General features: G+C 62.9%; 12 protein-coding genes. 8 read left to right on the top strand and 4 right to left on the bottom strand.

Going from position 1 to position 14,164, the window contains the following annotated elements; all coding sequences use genetic code 11:
* Positions 1-1,011: 1,011 nt before the first annotated feature.
* From gltX to EA187_RS11610, 5 genes are read left to right on the top strand one after another with little or no spacing between them, the layout of a single operon-like run.
* The gene (gene gltX, locus EA187_RS11630; RefSeq protein ID WP_164856219.1) at positions 1,012-2,409 is read left to right on the top strand and encodes a glutamate--tRNA ligase; all 1,398 of its coding nucleotides are present in this window, start codon (positions 1,012-1,014) and stop codon (positions 2,407-2,409) included.
* Positions 2,402-3,367 (top strand): hypothetical protein, encoded by a 966-nt coding sequence (locus tag EA187_RS11625; protein ID WP_127780352.1) that lies wholly within the window; start codon positions 2,402-2,404, stop codon positions 3,365-3,367. Before gltX ends, EA187_RS11625 begins: the two co-directional genes overlap by 8 nt.
* Positions 3,364-3,705 (top strand): MGMT family protein, encoded by a 342-nt coding sequence (locus EA187_RS11620; protein ID WP_115604469.1) that lies wholly within the window; start codon positions 3,364-3,366, stop codon positions 3,703-3,705. The genes EA187_RS11625 and EA187_RS11620 overlap by 4 nt, the downstream gene beginning before the upstream one ends.
* A complete protein-coding gene (locus EA187_RS11615; RefSeq protein WP_127780351.1) occupies positions 3,695-4,525 on the top strand; it encodes a hypothetical protein in 831 nt (276 codons plus the stop codon). The genes EA187_RS11620 and EA187_RS11615 overlap by 11 nt, the downstream gene beginning before the upstream one ends.
* Positions 4,525-6,066: a hypothetical protein gene (locus EA187_RS11610; protein ID WP_127780350.1), complete on the top strand. Its 1,542-nt coding sequence runs from the start codon at positions 4,525-4,527 to the stop codon at positions 6,064-6,066. Before EA187_RS11615 ends, EA187_RS11610 begins: the two co-directional genes overlap by 1 nt.
* Here the strand turns inward: EA187_RS11610 and EA187_RS11605 are convergent.
* Positions 6,063-7,256, bottom strand: coding sequence for a CaiB/BaiF CoA transferase family protein (locus EA187_RS11605; RefSeq protein ID WP_206524279.1), 1,194 nt, complete (start codon positions 7,254-7,256; stop codon positions 6,063-6,065). The genes EA187_RS11610 and EA187_RS11605 overlap by 4 nt on opposite strands.
* 127 nt (positions 7,257-7,383) lie before the next feature.
* Positions 7,384-7,716 (bottom strand): SCP2 sterol-binding domain-containing protein, encoded by a 333-nt coding sequence (locus EA187_RS11600; RefSeq protein ID WP_115604462.1) that lies wholly within the window; start codon positions 7,714-7,716, stop codon positions 7,384-7,386.
* 225 nt (positions 7,717-7,941) lie between these two features.
* Between EA187_RS11600 and EA187_RS11595 the strand changes: the two genes are divergently transcribed.
* Together EA187_RS11595 and EA187_RS11590 are read left to right on the top strand one after the other, a co-directional pair.
* Positions 7,942-8,838, top strand: coding sequence for an NAD(+)/NADH kinase (locus tag EA187_RS11595; RefSeq protein ID WP_115604460.1), 897 nt, complete (start codon positions 7,942-7,944; stop codon positions 8,836-8,838).
* A 179-nt stretch (positions 8,839-9,017) separates the two neighbouring features.
* Entirely contained in the window at positions 9,018-9,755 is a 738-nt protein-coding gene (locus tag EA187_RS11590; protein ID WP_164856218.1) for an SPOR domain-containing protein, read from the top strand.
* A 105-nt stretch (positions 9,756-9,860) separates the two neighbouring features.
* Here the strand turns inward: EA187_RS11590 and EA187_RS11585 are convergent, their stop codons facing one another.
* Positions 9,861-10,496 carry an L-threonylcarbamoyladenylate synthase gene (locus EA187_RS11585; protein WP_115604456.1) on the bottom strand — a complete coding sequence of 212 codons (636 nt, stop codon included), beginning with the start codon at positions 10,494-10,496 and terminating at the stop codon, positions 9,861-9,863.
* Positions 10,497-10,500: 4 nt separating this feature from the next.
* On the bottom strand, positions 10,501-10,860 hold the full coding sequence (yhbY, locus tag EA187_RS11580) for a ribosome assembly RNA-binding protein YhbY (RefSeq protein ID WP_115604454.1): 360 nt from the start codon (positions 10,858-10,860) through the stop codon (positions 10,501-10,503).
* Positions 10,861-11,059: 199 nt separating this feature from the next.
* Here yhbY and EA187_RS11575 point away from each other — a divergent pair, with 199 nt between their 5' ends.
* Entirely contained in the window at positions 11,060-14,038 is a 2,979-nt protein-coding gene (locus tag EA187_RS11575) for a tetratricopeptide repeat protein (protein ID WP_164856217.1), read from the top strand.
* The last annotated feature ends 126 nt before the right edge of the window (positions 14,039-14,164 follow it).

Genomic DNA, 14,164 nt, shown 5'->3' with positions numbered 1-14,164 from the left:
TCATTCTGAGCCAGGATCAAACTCTCCAGTTTGATTAGGATCCCCATCACCCTCGCTGCACCTAAGCAGTCGAAGTGTTGTGATGGTTTTCGTAGTGCAGGTTGTATCGGTGTTGATTTATTTTACGAACACTTTCGACTTTAGCGACGCGGCCCGATACGACCCTGCCGGATCATAGTGTTGCCGCTTCAAATAAAGCCTCGCGCTCGTGTTACATGCGCTTGACGAGAACCTGTCGTTCGTACGCTCACGTCATGTAACATCAACCCGCCTGCACAGCATAAGCTCTTGACATTGCTTTGCTTGTAAAAACGCTTGCTGTCCGACAAGGCATTGAACATGCCCTGTCTGGATTCCTATGAACTTTTCAAAGAGCGTCGAGCACTTGTGCTCGACTTGAGCCTCGCGTTTCGCCGTGTTTCTTCTTGGCGCCCCGTCGAGGGATGCGGAACTTACGTTCCGCGTTTCGTACTGTCAAGATGTTTTTCGAAGTTTTTTCAAGCTTCTAAACTTTCGAAATCCATGTTGACGTTGCTCGCTGCGGCCCGTGTTGGCGTCGCGCTGAGCGGAGGCGGTTTCTACGTTGCTGCCTCCGCCTCGTCAAGATGTTTTTCGAAGTTTTTTTCAAGTTTCTAAACTTTCGAAATTCATGTTGACGCTGCTCGCTGCGGCCCGTGTTGGCGTCGCGTTGAGCGGAGGCGGTTTCTACGTTGTTGCTTTCGCCTCGTCAAGGATGTTTTTGCATCCTTTTTTCCTTTCGATGTTGAGCCGCGTTGGCGGCCCTCGTCGTCGGGAGGCGCTTTATGGGCGATGGCGCGGATTCGGTCAAGTGATTTCGCTGAGAAGTTTTCCACAGGCACCTCTCTCCGGGAGGCCGGAGGCCCGCTTGACCCTTAATTTTAGCGCGTGTTAGAAGCCTCGGTGCCCTTTACGCGGCGAGTTTTCGGGCGATTTGACGCCTGAGAAGAAGCGCTGCTTGACGATATTTTAAGAGCTTTGACGGAGCTTCCCATGTCTGTTCGCGTTCGTTTTGCGCCCTCCCCTACCGGATACCTCCATATGGGCGGGGCGCGCACCGCGCTCTTCAACTACCTTTTCGCGCGCAAAGAAGGTGGAACCTTCGTGTTGCGCATCGAAGACACCGACCTTGAGCGCAGCAAGCCCGAGTACACCCAGGTCATTCTTGACGCCATGGAGTGGCTGGGCATGACTCCTGACGAGGGGCCTTACTACCAGACGCAGCGTTTCGACCTATATAAGGAGAAGATTGAGGAGCTGTTGTCTGCCGGCCACGCCTATAAGTGTTTCTCATCACCGGAAGAGCTTGAGGCCGACCGTGAGAAGGCCCTGGCTGAAGGCCGTAAGCCGATGTACTCGCGCAAATGGCGAGATCGCAGCGACCATCCCGATGGCGAGCCCTACGTCGTTCGAATTAAAATGCCTCTGGAGGGCACGCTCACCATCGACGACATGGTGCAGGGCACGGTTACCGTCGACGTCAAAGAGCTCGACGACTTCATTATCGCGCGCAGCGACGGCTCGCCCACCTATAACTTTGTGGTGGTGGTCGACGATGCCACCATGAACATCAGCCACGTGATCCGGGGCAACGACCACCTCAACAATACCTTCCGGCAGATCCCGGTGTACAAGGCACTGGGCTTCGATATCCCGACTTTCGGACACCTGCCGCTTATTGACGGGCTGAGCAAACGCAAGGGCTCGGCCTCGGTGCAGGTATACCGCGAGCAGGGCTTCCTCCAGGAGGCGATCGTCAACTACATCAGCCGCCTGGGCTGGTCGCACGGCGATCAGGAGATTTTCACGATGGGCGAACTCGAGTCGTTCTTCGGCTTCGACCATGTAGGACGCAGCTCCTCCACCTTTGATCAGGATAAGTTCCTGTGGGTGAACTCCGAGTGGATGAAGCGTCTTTCACCCGAGGAGCTGGCAAAACGCTGGCTGCCCTACCTTCAAGAGGCCGGGTACTCGGTCGAACTCAATGATCGCCTTATCGCCATCACCGCGTTGATGCGCGACCGTGTCAACACCATGATCGCGCTCACCGAAGAGAGTCACTACTTCTTTACGGAAGACGTGACCTACGATGAGAAGGCCTCCAAGAAGTGGCTGAAAGCGGGCGGCCTTGAGGGCTTTGGTGCGCTGGTCGAGCGACTGAGCGCGCTTGAAGCCTGGAACGCTGACGCCATTGAGGCCGTCTATAAAGAGGTGATGGCCGAGTTTGAACTCGGGATGGCAAAGGTCGCACAGCCCACCCGCATCGCACTAACCGGAGCGACAACCAGCCCCTCGGTCTACGAGCTCGTTGCGACCTTCGATCGCGACGTTGCCATCGCGCGCCTTCAGACGGGGCTCGCCTATTACAGCGAGTACGTCGGCAATGCCTGAACCTCTACGATCACGCATCGGTCCGGTACGCGGGGGCGCGATTGTGCTGGCGCTGGCGTTGCAGGCATGCGCCAGCGTGCAGTCGCACCCGACCGAGGCGCTGAGTTGGCGGACACCGATGAGCTTTGATCCGGTGGAGGCAGAAGCCCCTGCGCTCTTCGAAGCGCAGGGGCGCCGAAGTACGGCATCCCTCTACCGACTGGAGCACGCCTACGCGCCAGCGCAAGCACTGACACGTTTCCGGCTGATGCTGCAACGCGACGGACTCGCCAGGGTCCGTGACACCTTTAGCATCGAGCCCGCCGGTCCCGGGCAATGGTGGATCATACAACGGCGAGACGATCAGGCTCTGAGTCACGCACTGCTCACGACCACCATCGACGCAGCATGGGTGGTGCGTTTGCAGAACACCAACGAGGGTGACGCCGCGCGCGTCAGAAAGACGCTCAAGGCCCTGACCGGTGGCATCTCTCCCGAGTTGCAGCCAGCGGAGAACCCGCCCTCCGACCTCCCCCTCGGCCAGGCACTCGGCGCTCCGAGCGTCGTCCCACTTTATCCTACCGATGCCTCCGGCGAGCCCCGATACGCTCAACTCCGAGCGATCAACGCTCCCCTTTCGCTGATCGAAGGACACGCTCTGGCAGAGCCATTAACCTACGCTCTCCCGGCCGACGCCTACCTGACCCGTCTCATGGAGCGCTACACCGAGCAGCTCCCGGCGCTCTCCGAGTCGACCCGCACCACCGAGTCCTGCGGCCCCTCCTGCCAGCGGGCGATCCTCCGCACGGATGCCTGGACGTACACCCTGATCGCAACCACCTCCGGCGATGAAGCGCGTCATCTGCTCCTGTGGCATCCCAGCTGGAGCACCACACCGCACGACATAGCGCCCAGAGACGCATGGGTTGACGACTTTGGCCTGCGCGCTGACGAACTCATCGAGGTCCCAACGCGATGAGCCAGGACGACTTCACCCAGCGCGTGTACTGGCTCGTGACCCGCATCCCATTCGGGAGCGTGGCGACCTACGGTCAGATCGCCGGCTACGCAGGCAGCCCGCGAGCGGCGCGCGCCGTCGGAACGCTGCTACGCCACTCTCTGGATAACTTCGGAGAGCTTCCCTGGCAGCGGGTTATCAACGCGCAGGGCCGTATCTCGTTTAAAGGCGATCTGGGGCGCGCTGAACTGCAACGCGCGCTCCTGGAAGCTGAAGGCGTAGACTTCGACCAGGACGGGCGCTGCGACCTCAAAACCTACCGCTGGCAACCTCGGGAGATCTTCTGGGATGTCGACTGATGCTCCGCAACGCTCATCGAGAATCGCCATTCTCGCGCTGATCCTGGCGGCAGCCGGATTCGCGATGGCCCTTCTCTTTCCCCGCGACCATGCGCCTCCCCTCCCTCAGGAACTCGCCGGGATGCTGGCAGAGCATCCGGCCCCGATCGTACTTGCGACCCATCACGTCGCGTACCGCGCGCTGCGTACCGATGAAGACGTTGCCATGCGACCCGTGGCGCTGCTCTCCAGCTGGCCGCCGAGCTCACTGGTTTTGAGCTACCGGGACGAAGCCGAGCGCTTTGAACGTGCCGGGATGACTCGCGCGGCCACGCAGGACGGCTGGACGATCTGGGAACCTGCCACACTGAGCACGCTCCCCCTCTTTGATCTGGCTCGCGTCGAAACCATGGATGCCCGGAGCAAGGCGACTCCCTGCCCTCGCGATGATGCCGGCTTTGCACGATGCGGTGAACCTGACTGGATGCGTCCGGGTCCGCGCGAGGTCGAGATCGATGGCGTAAGCGCCACCTGCAACTGGGCTCATCCCTTGCCCGGGAAGACGCTTCGCATCACCTACCCCGAGATGCCCACCCGCGATGATCAGGGCCGTACACTTACACTGCTCACAGGTCTTCGCGACTCTTCGGTCGGTACACGGGTGCCCGTCGAAGTGCGTGTGACCTGGGGTGAGGTTCAGCTTCACCACACCCATCACGACCGGCGCGGCTGGCAAGTGCTCCCCTTGCAAACCGAGAGAGAGACAGCCTCATTGAGACTGGACATCACCGCCACCGAGCCCGGCCGTCGTCACTTCTGCTACCGATTCGAGTACCGCTGATGCCATCCGCAACTGCACCGCCCTTTCCCCTGTCGAACCGTGCGCTGCTCCTGGCGATTGGCATACTTACGACGATCCTCGTGGCCATCATTGGCTACCGCGGCACCACGCCCGAAGGAATCGCCTGGCTTGCGCGTGGGCTTACGCGCGCCCACGGGCTGCGTTCCGGCGATCTCGGAGTGCTCTTCGCCCGTGAGGGGATCTACGCTGCCGACCTGGCTGCGACCCTCATCAGCGCCATCACCCCCGAACACGCCGCCCGAGTCGTGCATCTTCTCGGCGTGGCCTGCGCTGCCATCTCCACCACACTCGTCGGCGCGATGGCACTTCGCCTTGGCGGTCCTCGCAGCGCCGTGGTCGCATCCCTGATGGTCCTCTGCTCGCTGCCCTGGCTGGGCCTCTTTGGCGCACATGCGCCGGACGCGGTGATCGTCACGCTCACCCTGATATTTCTCTGGCTTTGGACCTCGCCAACCATTCACCCGCTCGGCATCGCGGCCGCAGCGGTGCTGCTCGCCATGCTCGGGCTCAGCTGGATCGGGGCGTTTGCGCTGGCGATTCTTCTCGTGGCTGCTGAACTTCTCGGCGATCGCGACAAGGCCGGTGGTATCATCCTTCGCCTGGATCATCTGCTCATTCTCCTCTTCGGCACCGGGCTCTTCCTGGCCTTTCCGGGCTTCTGGCCCGATCCGGCCACCTCGCTTCCCGACGTCTTTCTTGACCCCCTGCTGGCCAGCGGCCCCGAGCTTGTCTTCCGCGGGCATACCTACCCGCCGGCACGCCCCCCTCTGACGATCGGGCTGATGAGCTGGGTGGAGGCCACCTCTCCGGCCGTACTCGTCACAGCGATCTTCGGACTCTATCTGGCGCGCCCCTGGGGTAAGCTGGTTGAGCTTCGGCTGGCCCGGGCGCTCGCTGCGCTCTTTATCGCCAGCGTGCTTTTACCCTGGCTTGCGCGTGGGCCCTCGGCCTGGGGCGTGGAGATGAGCGCGCTTGCCATCGCTGCCCTGGCGATTCTGAGCGCTCCGGGCATCGCCCGACTGGCGGATCGGCGCACCTCCATCGCGCCACGCTTCGCCCGAGCGATGTGGCCCATCATCGCGGCCCTGATCGCGGTATCTCTGGCGCCGGCGCTCTTCGGTCCATCGGACGTCTTTGAGACAACCCGTTACCCCCTGCCCGCGCGCATCTTCAGCGGCCCCACCGCCCACGACGCCCCGGCACGCACTGCGCTGCTTCCCGTGGACTTTCTTGCCGAAGCACACGAGGAACACGGTCCGATCGACCCGGGTGAATTTCGGGCGATGACGGAACTCTATGTCACCATGGGCGCACTCGCCACGGACGCCATCGCGTCTGAGAACACCACCGATAGCGCGCCTCGCCTCATCGCCCTGCCGCAATTCGGAGCCGGTCCTTCGTGGCGCGCCGTGGGTGCGGGCAGCGCCTGGCGTCCCGGCACACTCGCTGCTGGTGAGGGGGCAGGCATCTACGGTCTGCTACTCCCGCCACCGCTCCCCGAGACATCTTCGGTGCCTTAGGCAATGACACCCTGCTGACGAAGCGCGGCGATCGCTGTGCGCTCATACCCCAGAGCGCTCAACACCTCCTCCGTATGTTCGCCGTGCTGCGGAGCCGGGCGATGCCCCCCGGCGTCTCTACCGTCGGCAACGCGGATCGGAGAGTGGACCTGGCGCACCCCTTGCAGCTCAAAGAACGTGTTTCGAGCTTTGTACATCGCATCATCGATCACGTCTGCAAGCTCACGCACCGGCTCCACACAACAGTCCACCTCCCCGAGCACACGCTCCCAGTGGGCCTGCGGCTGACTTCGGAAGATCGACGCAAGTGCAGACGCGACCTCCTCGCCATCCTCACCGCTGAGCATTCCCCGGCCCGAGAGCTCCGGCTGCTCCAGTGCCCCGACCAGCGCCTCCCAGAACTTCGGCTCCAGCGCGGCCACCGCCATATACCGCCCATCGGCCGTCTCGTAGACGCGGTAGCAGGGAAGCCCCCCGCTGAGCATACCTTCCCCCGGGGCCATCGGATCGCCGGCGGCCCGCATCGCCACCGCCGGTGCCATCAGGCTCAGCGCCCCCTCGCTCATCGAGATATCCAGCCACGCCCCCTCTCCGGTGCGGCTTCGGGCAAAGAGCGCCCCGCACATCCCCAGCGCCGCGTAGAGCGCCCCCCCGGCCAGATCCGCCACCTGGTAGCCCGGTACCACCGGTGCCTCCCCGGCCCGCGCGTTCTGGGCAAGGAGCCCGGCGCGCGCCACAAAGTTCAGGTCATGGCCAGCCCGCTCGCGAGCCGGCCCGCTCTGCCCGAAACCTGAGATTGAGCAGATCACAAGCCCGGGAAAGCGCTTTCTTAACCTCTCGGGGTCAAGCCCCAGCCTGGCCATCACCCCCGGCCGAAAGCTCTCCAGAAGCACGTCGCAATCCTCCAGGAGCCGCTCCAGGACCTCGCGCCCCTCCGCACGTTTTAAGTCCAGAGTCATGGAGCGCTTCGAGCGATTCACACTCGCGTATAGCGCTCCCACCCCATCGACCAGGGGCGGATAATAACGCGCGTAATCACCCCCTTGCGGGTCCTCAACCTTGAGCACATCCGCGCCCATATCCGCCAGCAGGAGCGACGCAAAAGGACCGGGCAGAAGCCGGCTCAGATCAAGAACCTTCACGCCCTTTAGAAACATAGCGGCCGCGTCAGTGTGGGATGTCGCACTCATCGTCATCTCCCGCAGTAAGCATGCTCAGCGCACCTGCACATCGGACACAAAAAAGCGCACGCCGAACCTGATGTCGGGTGCGCTTTCGATAGCCCGAGCCGGGCAAAACACCCGGCTCCAAACGCGATCAACCGATGAAGTTTTGCAACTTCATCGCCAGGCCCATATTCCCCTGGATCTTGATCTTGTTCATCATGAAGGCCTGGGGGCCAGAGAGGCGGCCTTCCCACATGTCGACAAAGTCGCCGTCCTTCATGGTGATGGTGCAATCCGCCTCGGTACCCTCGCCTTCGCTGACGAAGTCTTCATCTTTGGTGAAGTCGAGGGTCCAGGTGCCGCCATCATCGCCGGTGATGTTGAACACATACACAGCGTTGGTGGACTTGGCTTTGTCCGGGCTCTCTTTGAGGTTGGCGGGAAGCACTTCTTCGAAGATCGAGCGGGCGTTCAGATCAGACATCGTATGCTCCTGAGCGTCTATGCGGTTAACTTCGACCCTGAATTTCAAACGCTCGGGCTGGTCACGGCCCGCTGAGCGTTTACTCACAACATTAATCGGCGCTTTAGCTAGCACGGCGCCCCAATCGCCGCAAGGTGTGAGCTTGCCGCGCGGCACGAGCGAAGTCTATAAACCGCAGGTGAGGCGGCAAGCTCACCTCGTTACGATCACCCCTGCGGGGCCCCTATGAGCACCGACGTGCGACTGTTGGTCGCCTACAAAAAAAGCCGCTACGAGCAGTATGTCCTCGATCAAGGCGACCAGGCTGTCGCTCATCTGATCGACGAGGGCCACGTCAGCGTGGCTCGCCTGCGCGCCTCCCACCGCGCTCATCAGCAGAGCCTGGAGACGATCCTGGAGCATCTGAGCGCTCGCGGCATCGATTTCGAGGCGCGCTACCGGGGCGATGTGACAGACCCCTCCGGCTACGACCTCATCATCGCCGTTGGAGGCGACGGGACCGTCCTCGATCTTTCCCACCGCATCGTTGATACGCCGATGCTGGCGATCAACAGCGACCCGGCAGCAAGCGTGGGCTACTTCTGCGCGGGATTTGCCTCCGACTTCCAGCACCTTCTCGAGCGCACGCTCACCGATGCCTGGGAGCCGACGCGTCTTCGACGCTTCTATGTCTGCCTCAATGGCGAGCAGGTGGGGCCACCTGTGCTCAACGACGTCTTGATCACGCACGCCAACCCGGCCGCCGTTTCCACCTACCTGCTCAAGGTGGGCAACCACCCGATCGAGGGGCAAAAATCCAGCGGGATCTGGTTTTCGACGCCCGCCGGCTCGACTGCGGCGATCCGCTCGGCCGGCGGCTACGTGCTACCCTTTCGCAGCCAGAGCTTTCAGTACCTTGTGCGGGAGCCATACCCGCCGGCTCAGGGGGGGTACCGCTTCCTCAAGGGGCTTGTCCCCATCGACGAGCCCTTCGAGGTCGTCTCGCGCATGCGGGAGGGGCGCATCTTTCTCGACGGTCCCCACCTTGCCCTGGAGTTCGGCGTGGGGGCGACGTTGACCATCGATCCCGATGCGCCGCCCCTGCTGCTTTACGGGCTTGAGGAAGATCGTCGCACGGCCTGAGCGCGGCACGCGCTGCGCGGCATCACACTGCCGGCAACCTTCGTTGCGAAAGTGACGCCGATATGGACAAAAATCTTGTCGACCGATCCGCCTGTGTTACGGTCCGCCTGTGACCCGCGATGCTTCGCGAACGGAAGCAACGCGATGGCGCAACCCCGAATCACGAGCTGGAACGCACGATGAGCCGACGACGACATTCAAAACCTGAACGCGGACTGAGCGCAGGCCGTCTTATCCTCGCGACCGCGGTATTGGCCCTGGTGTTTAGCGCCGGGCTGATTGCCGGTCAGCGCATCATGCTCGAAGACAGCCTCCCCCCCATGGTGTCGGTGGGACAGCCCGCTCTGGCCAGCCAGCGTCTGGCCCCCACCGAGGCTTCTGCGGAGGGCGATGAGGCCGATGCCGACAAGAGCACACCGCGCGACGCGATCTTCTCCTTCTACGAGAGCCTCACCCGACCCGAGGCTCGCCCCCTGATCACGCGTAAAGTCGCGGAACGGCCCGAACCGGTTGCCGCAGCCCCCGCTCCCAAAGTGGCGACCACTGCGCAGGCGCCCTCCGTTGAGACTCCAGAGGAATCGCGCCCCGTCCCGACGGAGGCCACCAAAAGTTCAGCCCCTGCTCCGGTCGCCCCGGCCGCAGCCGCCCCCGCCGAAGTCAGAGCAAACGAGGACGTCGAAGCCGCCCGCTACACCCTCCAGGTGGCCTCGCACCCGACCATGGAGCGCGCACGCGCCGAGATGGATAAGCTCAGCACGCAGGGCCTTGTGCCTCATGTGATCGCCGCCGATATCCCTGGCCAGGGCAAGTTCTACCGGGTGCGCATTGGCAAGTTCGCCACCGTAGAACAAGCCCGCGCCCACCAGGCCCAACTCGAGCGCACGCGCGAAGTCCGCACCTTTGTGACACCACTCTGAGCTCCAGTTGGCACGCGATCAAAAAAGCCCGCACTCCCCGATAAGGAGTGCGGGCTTTTTCTATTCTGCAAACACGCGCCAGAGACGCGGGGCGCAAACGCTAACTCAGATCAGCTCCACGTACTCCAGATCTCCGACCGGCCCCTTCCCTTTACGAATCAGTTGCGGAAGGTCGCCAGAGAAGTCGATCACGGTGGAGGGCTCCGGGAAGACGTAGCCCCCATCGACGATAAGATCGACCGAATGGCCGTAGAGTTCCTCAATCGTCCACGGGTCGGGGATAAGCTCCCCGTCCGGATGAGTGGCGCTGGTGTTGGCTACCGGGTTGCCCAGCGCCTCAATCAGCGCGAGCGCGATGGGGCTCTCCGGCACACGGATTCCCACGGTCTTACGCTTGTTGAGCATCACCCGGGGCACCAGCTTGGTCGCCTCAAGAATGAAGGTGTAGGGCCCGGGTAACATCCGCCGCAACGTGCGGTAGGCAAAATCATTGACCAGCGCGTACTCCGAGATGTTGCTCAGATCGCGACAGATAAAGGAGAGGGGGCTGTGATCGGGCTGGCCTTTGATCTCACGCACCAGCGACTGCAGGCGCTCGACAGCCTTTTTATTAAAAATATCGCAGCCGATCCCGTAAACGGTATCGGTCGGGTAGGCAACCAGCCCCCCGCTTTTGAGCACCTCGACGACCTGATCGACGCGACGCGGCTGGGGGTGTTCGGGGTTGAGCTCAATGATCATGGGTTCAGGATCCCGCCGCGGTATCGCGCGGCAACGTAATCGTGGGTTTCTCAGGATGAGGCCTGTAGAGCACCAGCGTATGCCCGATCTTCTGAGCAAGCTGGGCACCGGTGCCGGCTACGATGGCCTCGGCAGCCTCGACCATCCCGTCGCCTTCATGGATCTTAACCTTGATCAGCTCATGAGCCAGCAGCTGAGCGCTGACGTTCTCAATCAGGTTCTCGCTGATCCCTTTCTGGCCGACGTAGACCAGCGGCTTAAGCGAATGAGCGAGCGTGCGCAGGTAGCGACGCTGCTTTCCGGTGAGGCGAGGACTCAGGCGCTGGACCAGGCCAGCGCTCGATGAAGATTTTGATGCGGTCATGCGTAATTCCTCTGAGGAATGAGGGCCGAATTGAGCGCCCTTATAAAGAGTTCTGCGCGCGCGGGCAACCGCCCGGAAGCACGGCGGCGTACACCGCCGGCTTGGCCTGGTTCATGGCGACGTGTACGATACCGCGCGTTCGGCTCCACAAGGCTTATGGCCGGCTTATGCGGCAAGACCCCTGCGTTGAGGAATGTCTGTGAGATACTGCCCAATCTGTAAGGCGCAATTTGAGGGCGAAGAGATCTTCTGTCCTCATGACGGCACCCGGCTGTTAACGAAGAATAGCGAGACGCCCGGCCGCCTGGCGGGCTCCTCACTCCACGGTGCGGTCAACCTGGAGGTCTTCCTCGATGCCGATCACCTGGGGGAGCTCTACCGAGGGCGGATGCTCAACGATGGGACCAGTGTGCAGGTCCGAGTATTCCATCGCACCTACACAGCAGCCTCTCTTTCCCGGGCTCGAACATCACTGGAATCCATAAAGGCCCAATCACCGCTTCCTCACCAGATTTTGAGCGTCGCAGGTCTTTTCACTCAGCAGCTCCCACATTTTATTGCCGAAGAGCTGGCCGACGGAGACTCACTCGCTCAGACGCTCAAGACGCGCGGGCCGCTCCCCTGGCGCGAGGCGCTGAAGCTGGGCTGCAACCTTGCACGAGCGCTGGATTGGCTCACTGAGCAGGGCGTTTACCCTCTGGGTGTAAGTCCCGCTTCCGTCTACCTTCAGCCCGAGCACTCCGGAGTTCAGGTCGGGAGTTGGCTGCTCGGCGAGCTGGCTGGCGAGCTGCCGGCAATTGACGATTCGACCCCGCGAGAAGCATTGCCGGTGTGGCTCGACTACGTCGCTCCAGAACTTCTTCGCGATCCTGGCGCCAACGCCAAAGCGGCTTCGGTCTTCTCAGTGGGCGCCGTGATGTACTACGCCCTCACCGGCGAGTCTCCCCTTCCGGCTGAGGCCTCTGCCGCACAACTTCTGGAGCCTGGAGATTACCCGGCAGATCCTCCGCTCGACAGCATCGATCTGAGTGATGCTCCCGATACCCTGGTTGATCTTCTCCGCATGAGCCTTTCTCGGGATCCGGCGCACCGCTTTCAGGCGCCGGGGGCAATCCTGGCGGCGTTCTCCAACGTCCTGGCAAGTTCTCCAGACGTGATCGCTCCGGCCCTCACGCCGGCCACACATGCGGTCTTCGAGCGCCCCGGCCAGACCGGGCCCGAGGCATTACCGCCCTTCACCGTGCCACAACACGCGGATGACTCCGCCATCGACAGCGTAGGTCAGACCGAACCCCAGCACGAACGCCACACCATGGTGGGCATGCCGGCGGTGGCTCATGCCGAAGATCCTCAGACCGACGCTGCGGCGTCTTCAGAAGACATTCCCCCGCGCGTCATCATTGACGACCCGGGTGAGGGCCGCCCCCCGGTCACCACCGCGCCTTATGGCGAGGGAGCCTTCGACGAGCCGGACGAGCCTGGCGCACGCACCGCACCTCTTAACGCGGTGACGCCCGCTGAAAGTGTGTCCTCCGAAGACACCACGTCAACGTCGAGCGAGGCTCGCAAGGGCGCCGCCGCCAGCACCGAACCGTTGAATGCGGTCTCCCGCACCGGAAACGCCAGCGATGAGGCCGACGATGCTTCGAACGAGGCGCCTGGCGATGACAAGAACTCGGAAAGCACCGAGAAGAAAACTCTGATGATGACGTCCGTCTCCGTGCAGACCCTGGCCGACGAGGTGGACTCACCTGGCGAGAATATCCCTGCGACGGAACAGGCTTCGCGCGACGCGAAACCCTCGAACGACGAGACGCACTCCGCCCGGGACACCTCACGCCAGTCAGGGGAAGCCACCGCACGCCCGGGCGTATCACGCGACGCCGCCCCGGGCCCCTCCATCGTCATCGCTGAGGATCTTCAGGGCGACGCGCCGGCTTCCGACGCCGCCCCGAGCGCCACCGACGGAGCCTCCATCGTTGTGGATGACGCGCTCAAAGCGGATGAGCCCGGGCAGTCGGAAAAGGAGAGCGCGAAGGAGCGGCTTGACGCGCGCACCGACGCCGTAAAAGTTTCGACGGCGCGTAACGGAGCGGTCGCAGACGATGTCGCCAGGCTCAACATCGGTTTTGTAAACGCCTCACGGAATGCAACCACCGAGGACGTTGATGAGGGGTGGTTCTCGGACTCCGAAGACGCCTGGGCTGACGATGCCTTACGCGATGCTCAGGAGCGAACACAAACCCGCGAGAAGCTCGCCCGCATCGTCATCGTACTGCTCCTGGTCGCCGCTTTTATCGCCGTCCTGATATTTACGCAGAGCTATGAGCCGCAGGATGAACCCACGCCCGGCACCAGCGAACGCGAAGCAGAAGAGCCCTCCGTCGACCTGGAGAGGCTGGAGGATCAGCTTAAGGACGCCCTGGCGCGTGGGGCGCTGATTCATCCACGCGCCAACAGCGCGCTGCAGTACCTGACCGAGCTTAAGAGGCACGCCCCGGAACGCTACGAGGCTCACCGCAACGCTTTTGTCGTAGCGGCCGACGAGGCCAGCCGAAAGGCGGAAACGGAGGAGCGCTGGCAGGCCGCGCGTGACCTCTCCGGCTTCGCCAGCCAGCATGCCCCCGAGAACGCCGCGCTCCGAGAGCGCGCCGAGGCCGTTCAGGCCCGCTACGTGTCGACCCTCGAGGGGGCGGCCCCCGACTCCGTCGTCGGCTCCAACGCCGACTCCCATAAACGTGAGCCCACGGACACTCCAACAAAGGCATCCGAGGGCACGCCTCGTAAGGAGACTCCGCGCGCCGAGCCCACCCCGCGCGTCGATGCGGAGGCCTCCTACCGCGAAGGCCGTCAGGCCTACGCCCGCGGCGACTTCGACGCCGCACGTGCCGCCTTCGAGCGCACGCTGAGCGCCTCTCCAGACCACGCGGGTGCCAACGCCGGACTGGGGCAGATCCTCTTCGACCAGGCCAACATGCGCGATGCTGAGCGCTACCAACTTCGCGCCGTCCGCGCACGCCCCAACAACATTGAGTACCGCCTTCAACTCGGCACCGTTTACTTCCGACTCGAGCGTTTCCAGGATGCCATCCGCACCTGGGAGGAAGTCCTGAACCGGGACCCGGACAACTCCGACGCGCAGCGCTTCATTGAACTTGCGCAACGGCGCGTCAACTGAGCGCCACGCCCCCGGCTCCCCTCCTGCGCCATACCCTGAACAGGGTAAACGCCCGGCCAAATCCGGGCAAAAAAAAGGGCCCACCGCAAAGCTGACGTTGGTCAGTCGCGATGAGCCTGGGTACTA

Origin of the sequence: Lujinxingia sediminis, assembly GCF_004005565.1 — a bacterium.
In the GTDB taxonomy this organism is placed as follows: domain Bacteria; phylum Myxococcota_A; class Bradymonadia; order Bradymonadales; family Bradymonadaceae; genus Lujinxingia; species Lujinxingia sediminis.
This window is presented reverse-complemented; position numbering and strand designations above follow the sequence as displayed.

What these genes read in the sequence shown, in the direction of transcription:
- EA187_RS11595 (WP_115604460.1), top strand. Translation starts at nt 7,942, where the DNA reads ATGAGCACCGACGTGCGACTGTTGGTCGCCTACAAAAAAAGCCGCTAC.
- EA187_RS11600 (WP_115604462.1), bottom strand. Translation starts at nt 7,716, where the DNA reads ATGTCTGATCTGAACGCCCGCTCGATCTTCGAAGAAGTGCTTCCCGCC.
- EA187_RS11610 (WP_127780350.1), top strand. Translation starts at nt 4,525, where the DNA reads ATGCCATCCGCAACTGCACCGCCCTTTCCCCTGTCGAACCGTGCGCTG.
- EA187_RS11625 (WP_127780352.1), top strand. Translation starts at nt 2,402, where the DNA reads ATGCCTGAACCTCTACGATCACGCATCGGTCCGGTACGCGGGGGCGCG.
- gltX (WP_164856219.1), top strand. Translation starts at nt 1,012, where the DNA reads ATGTCTGTTCGCGTTCGTTTTGCGCCCTCCCCTACCGGATACCTCCAT.
- EA187_RS11615 (WP_127780351.1), top strand. Translation starts at nt 3,695, where the DNA reads ATGTCGACTGATGCTCCGCAACGCTCATCGAGAATCGCCATTCTCGCG.
- EA187_RS11620 (WP_115604469.1), top strand. Translation starts at nt 3,364, where the DNA reads ATGAGCCAGGACGACTTCACCCAGCGCGTGTACTGGCTCGTGACCCGC.
- yhbY (WP_115604454.1), bottom strand. Translation starts at nt 10,860, where the DNA reads ATGACCGCATCAAAATCTTCATCGAGCGCTGGCCTGGTCCAGCGCCTG.
- EA187_RS11590 (WP_164856218.1), top strand. Translation starts at nt 9,018, where the DNA reads ATGAGCCGACGACGACATTCAAAACCTGAACGCGGACTGAGCGCAGGC.
- EA187_RS11605 (WP_206524279.1), bottom strand. Translation starts at nt 7,256, where the DNA reads ATGAGTGCGACATCCCACACTGACGCGGCCGCTATGTTTCTAAAGGGC.
- EA187_RS11585 (WP_115604456.1), bottom strand. Translation starts at nt 10,496, where the DNA reads ATGATCATTGAGCTCAACCCCGAACACCCCCAGCCGCGTCGCGTCGAT.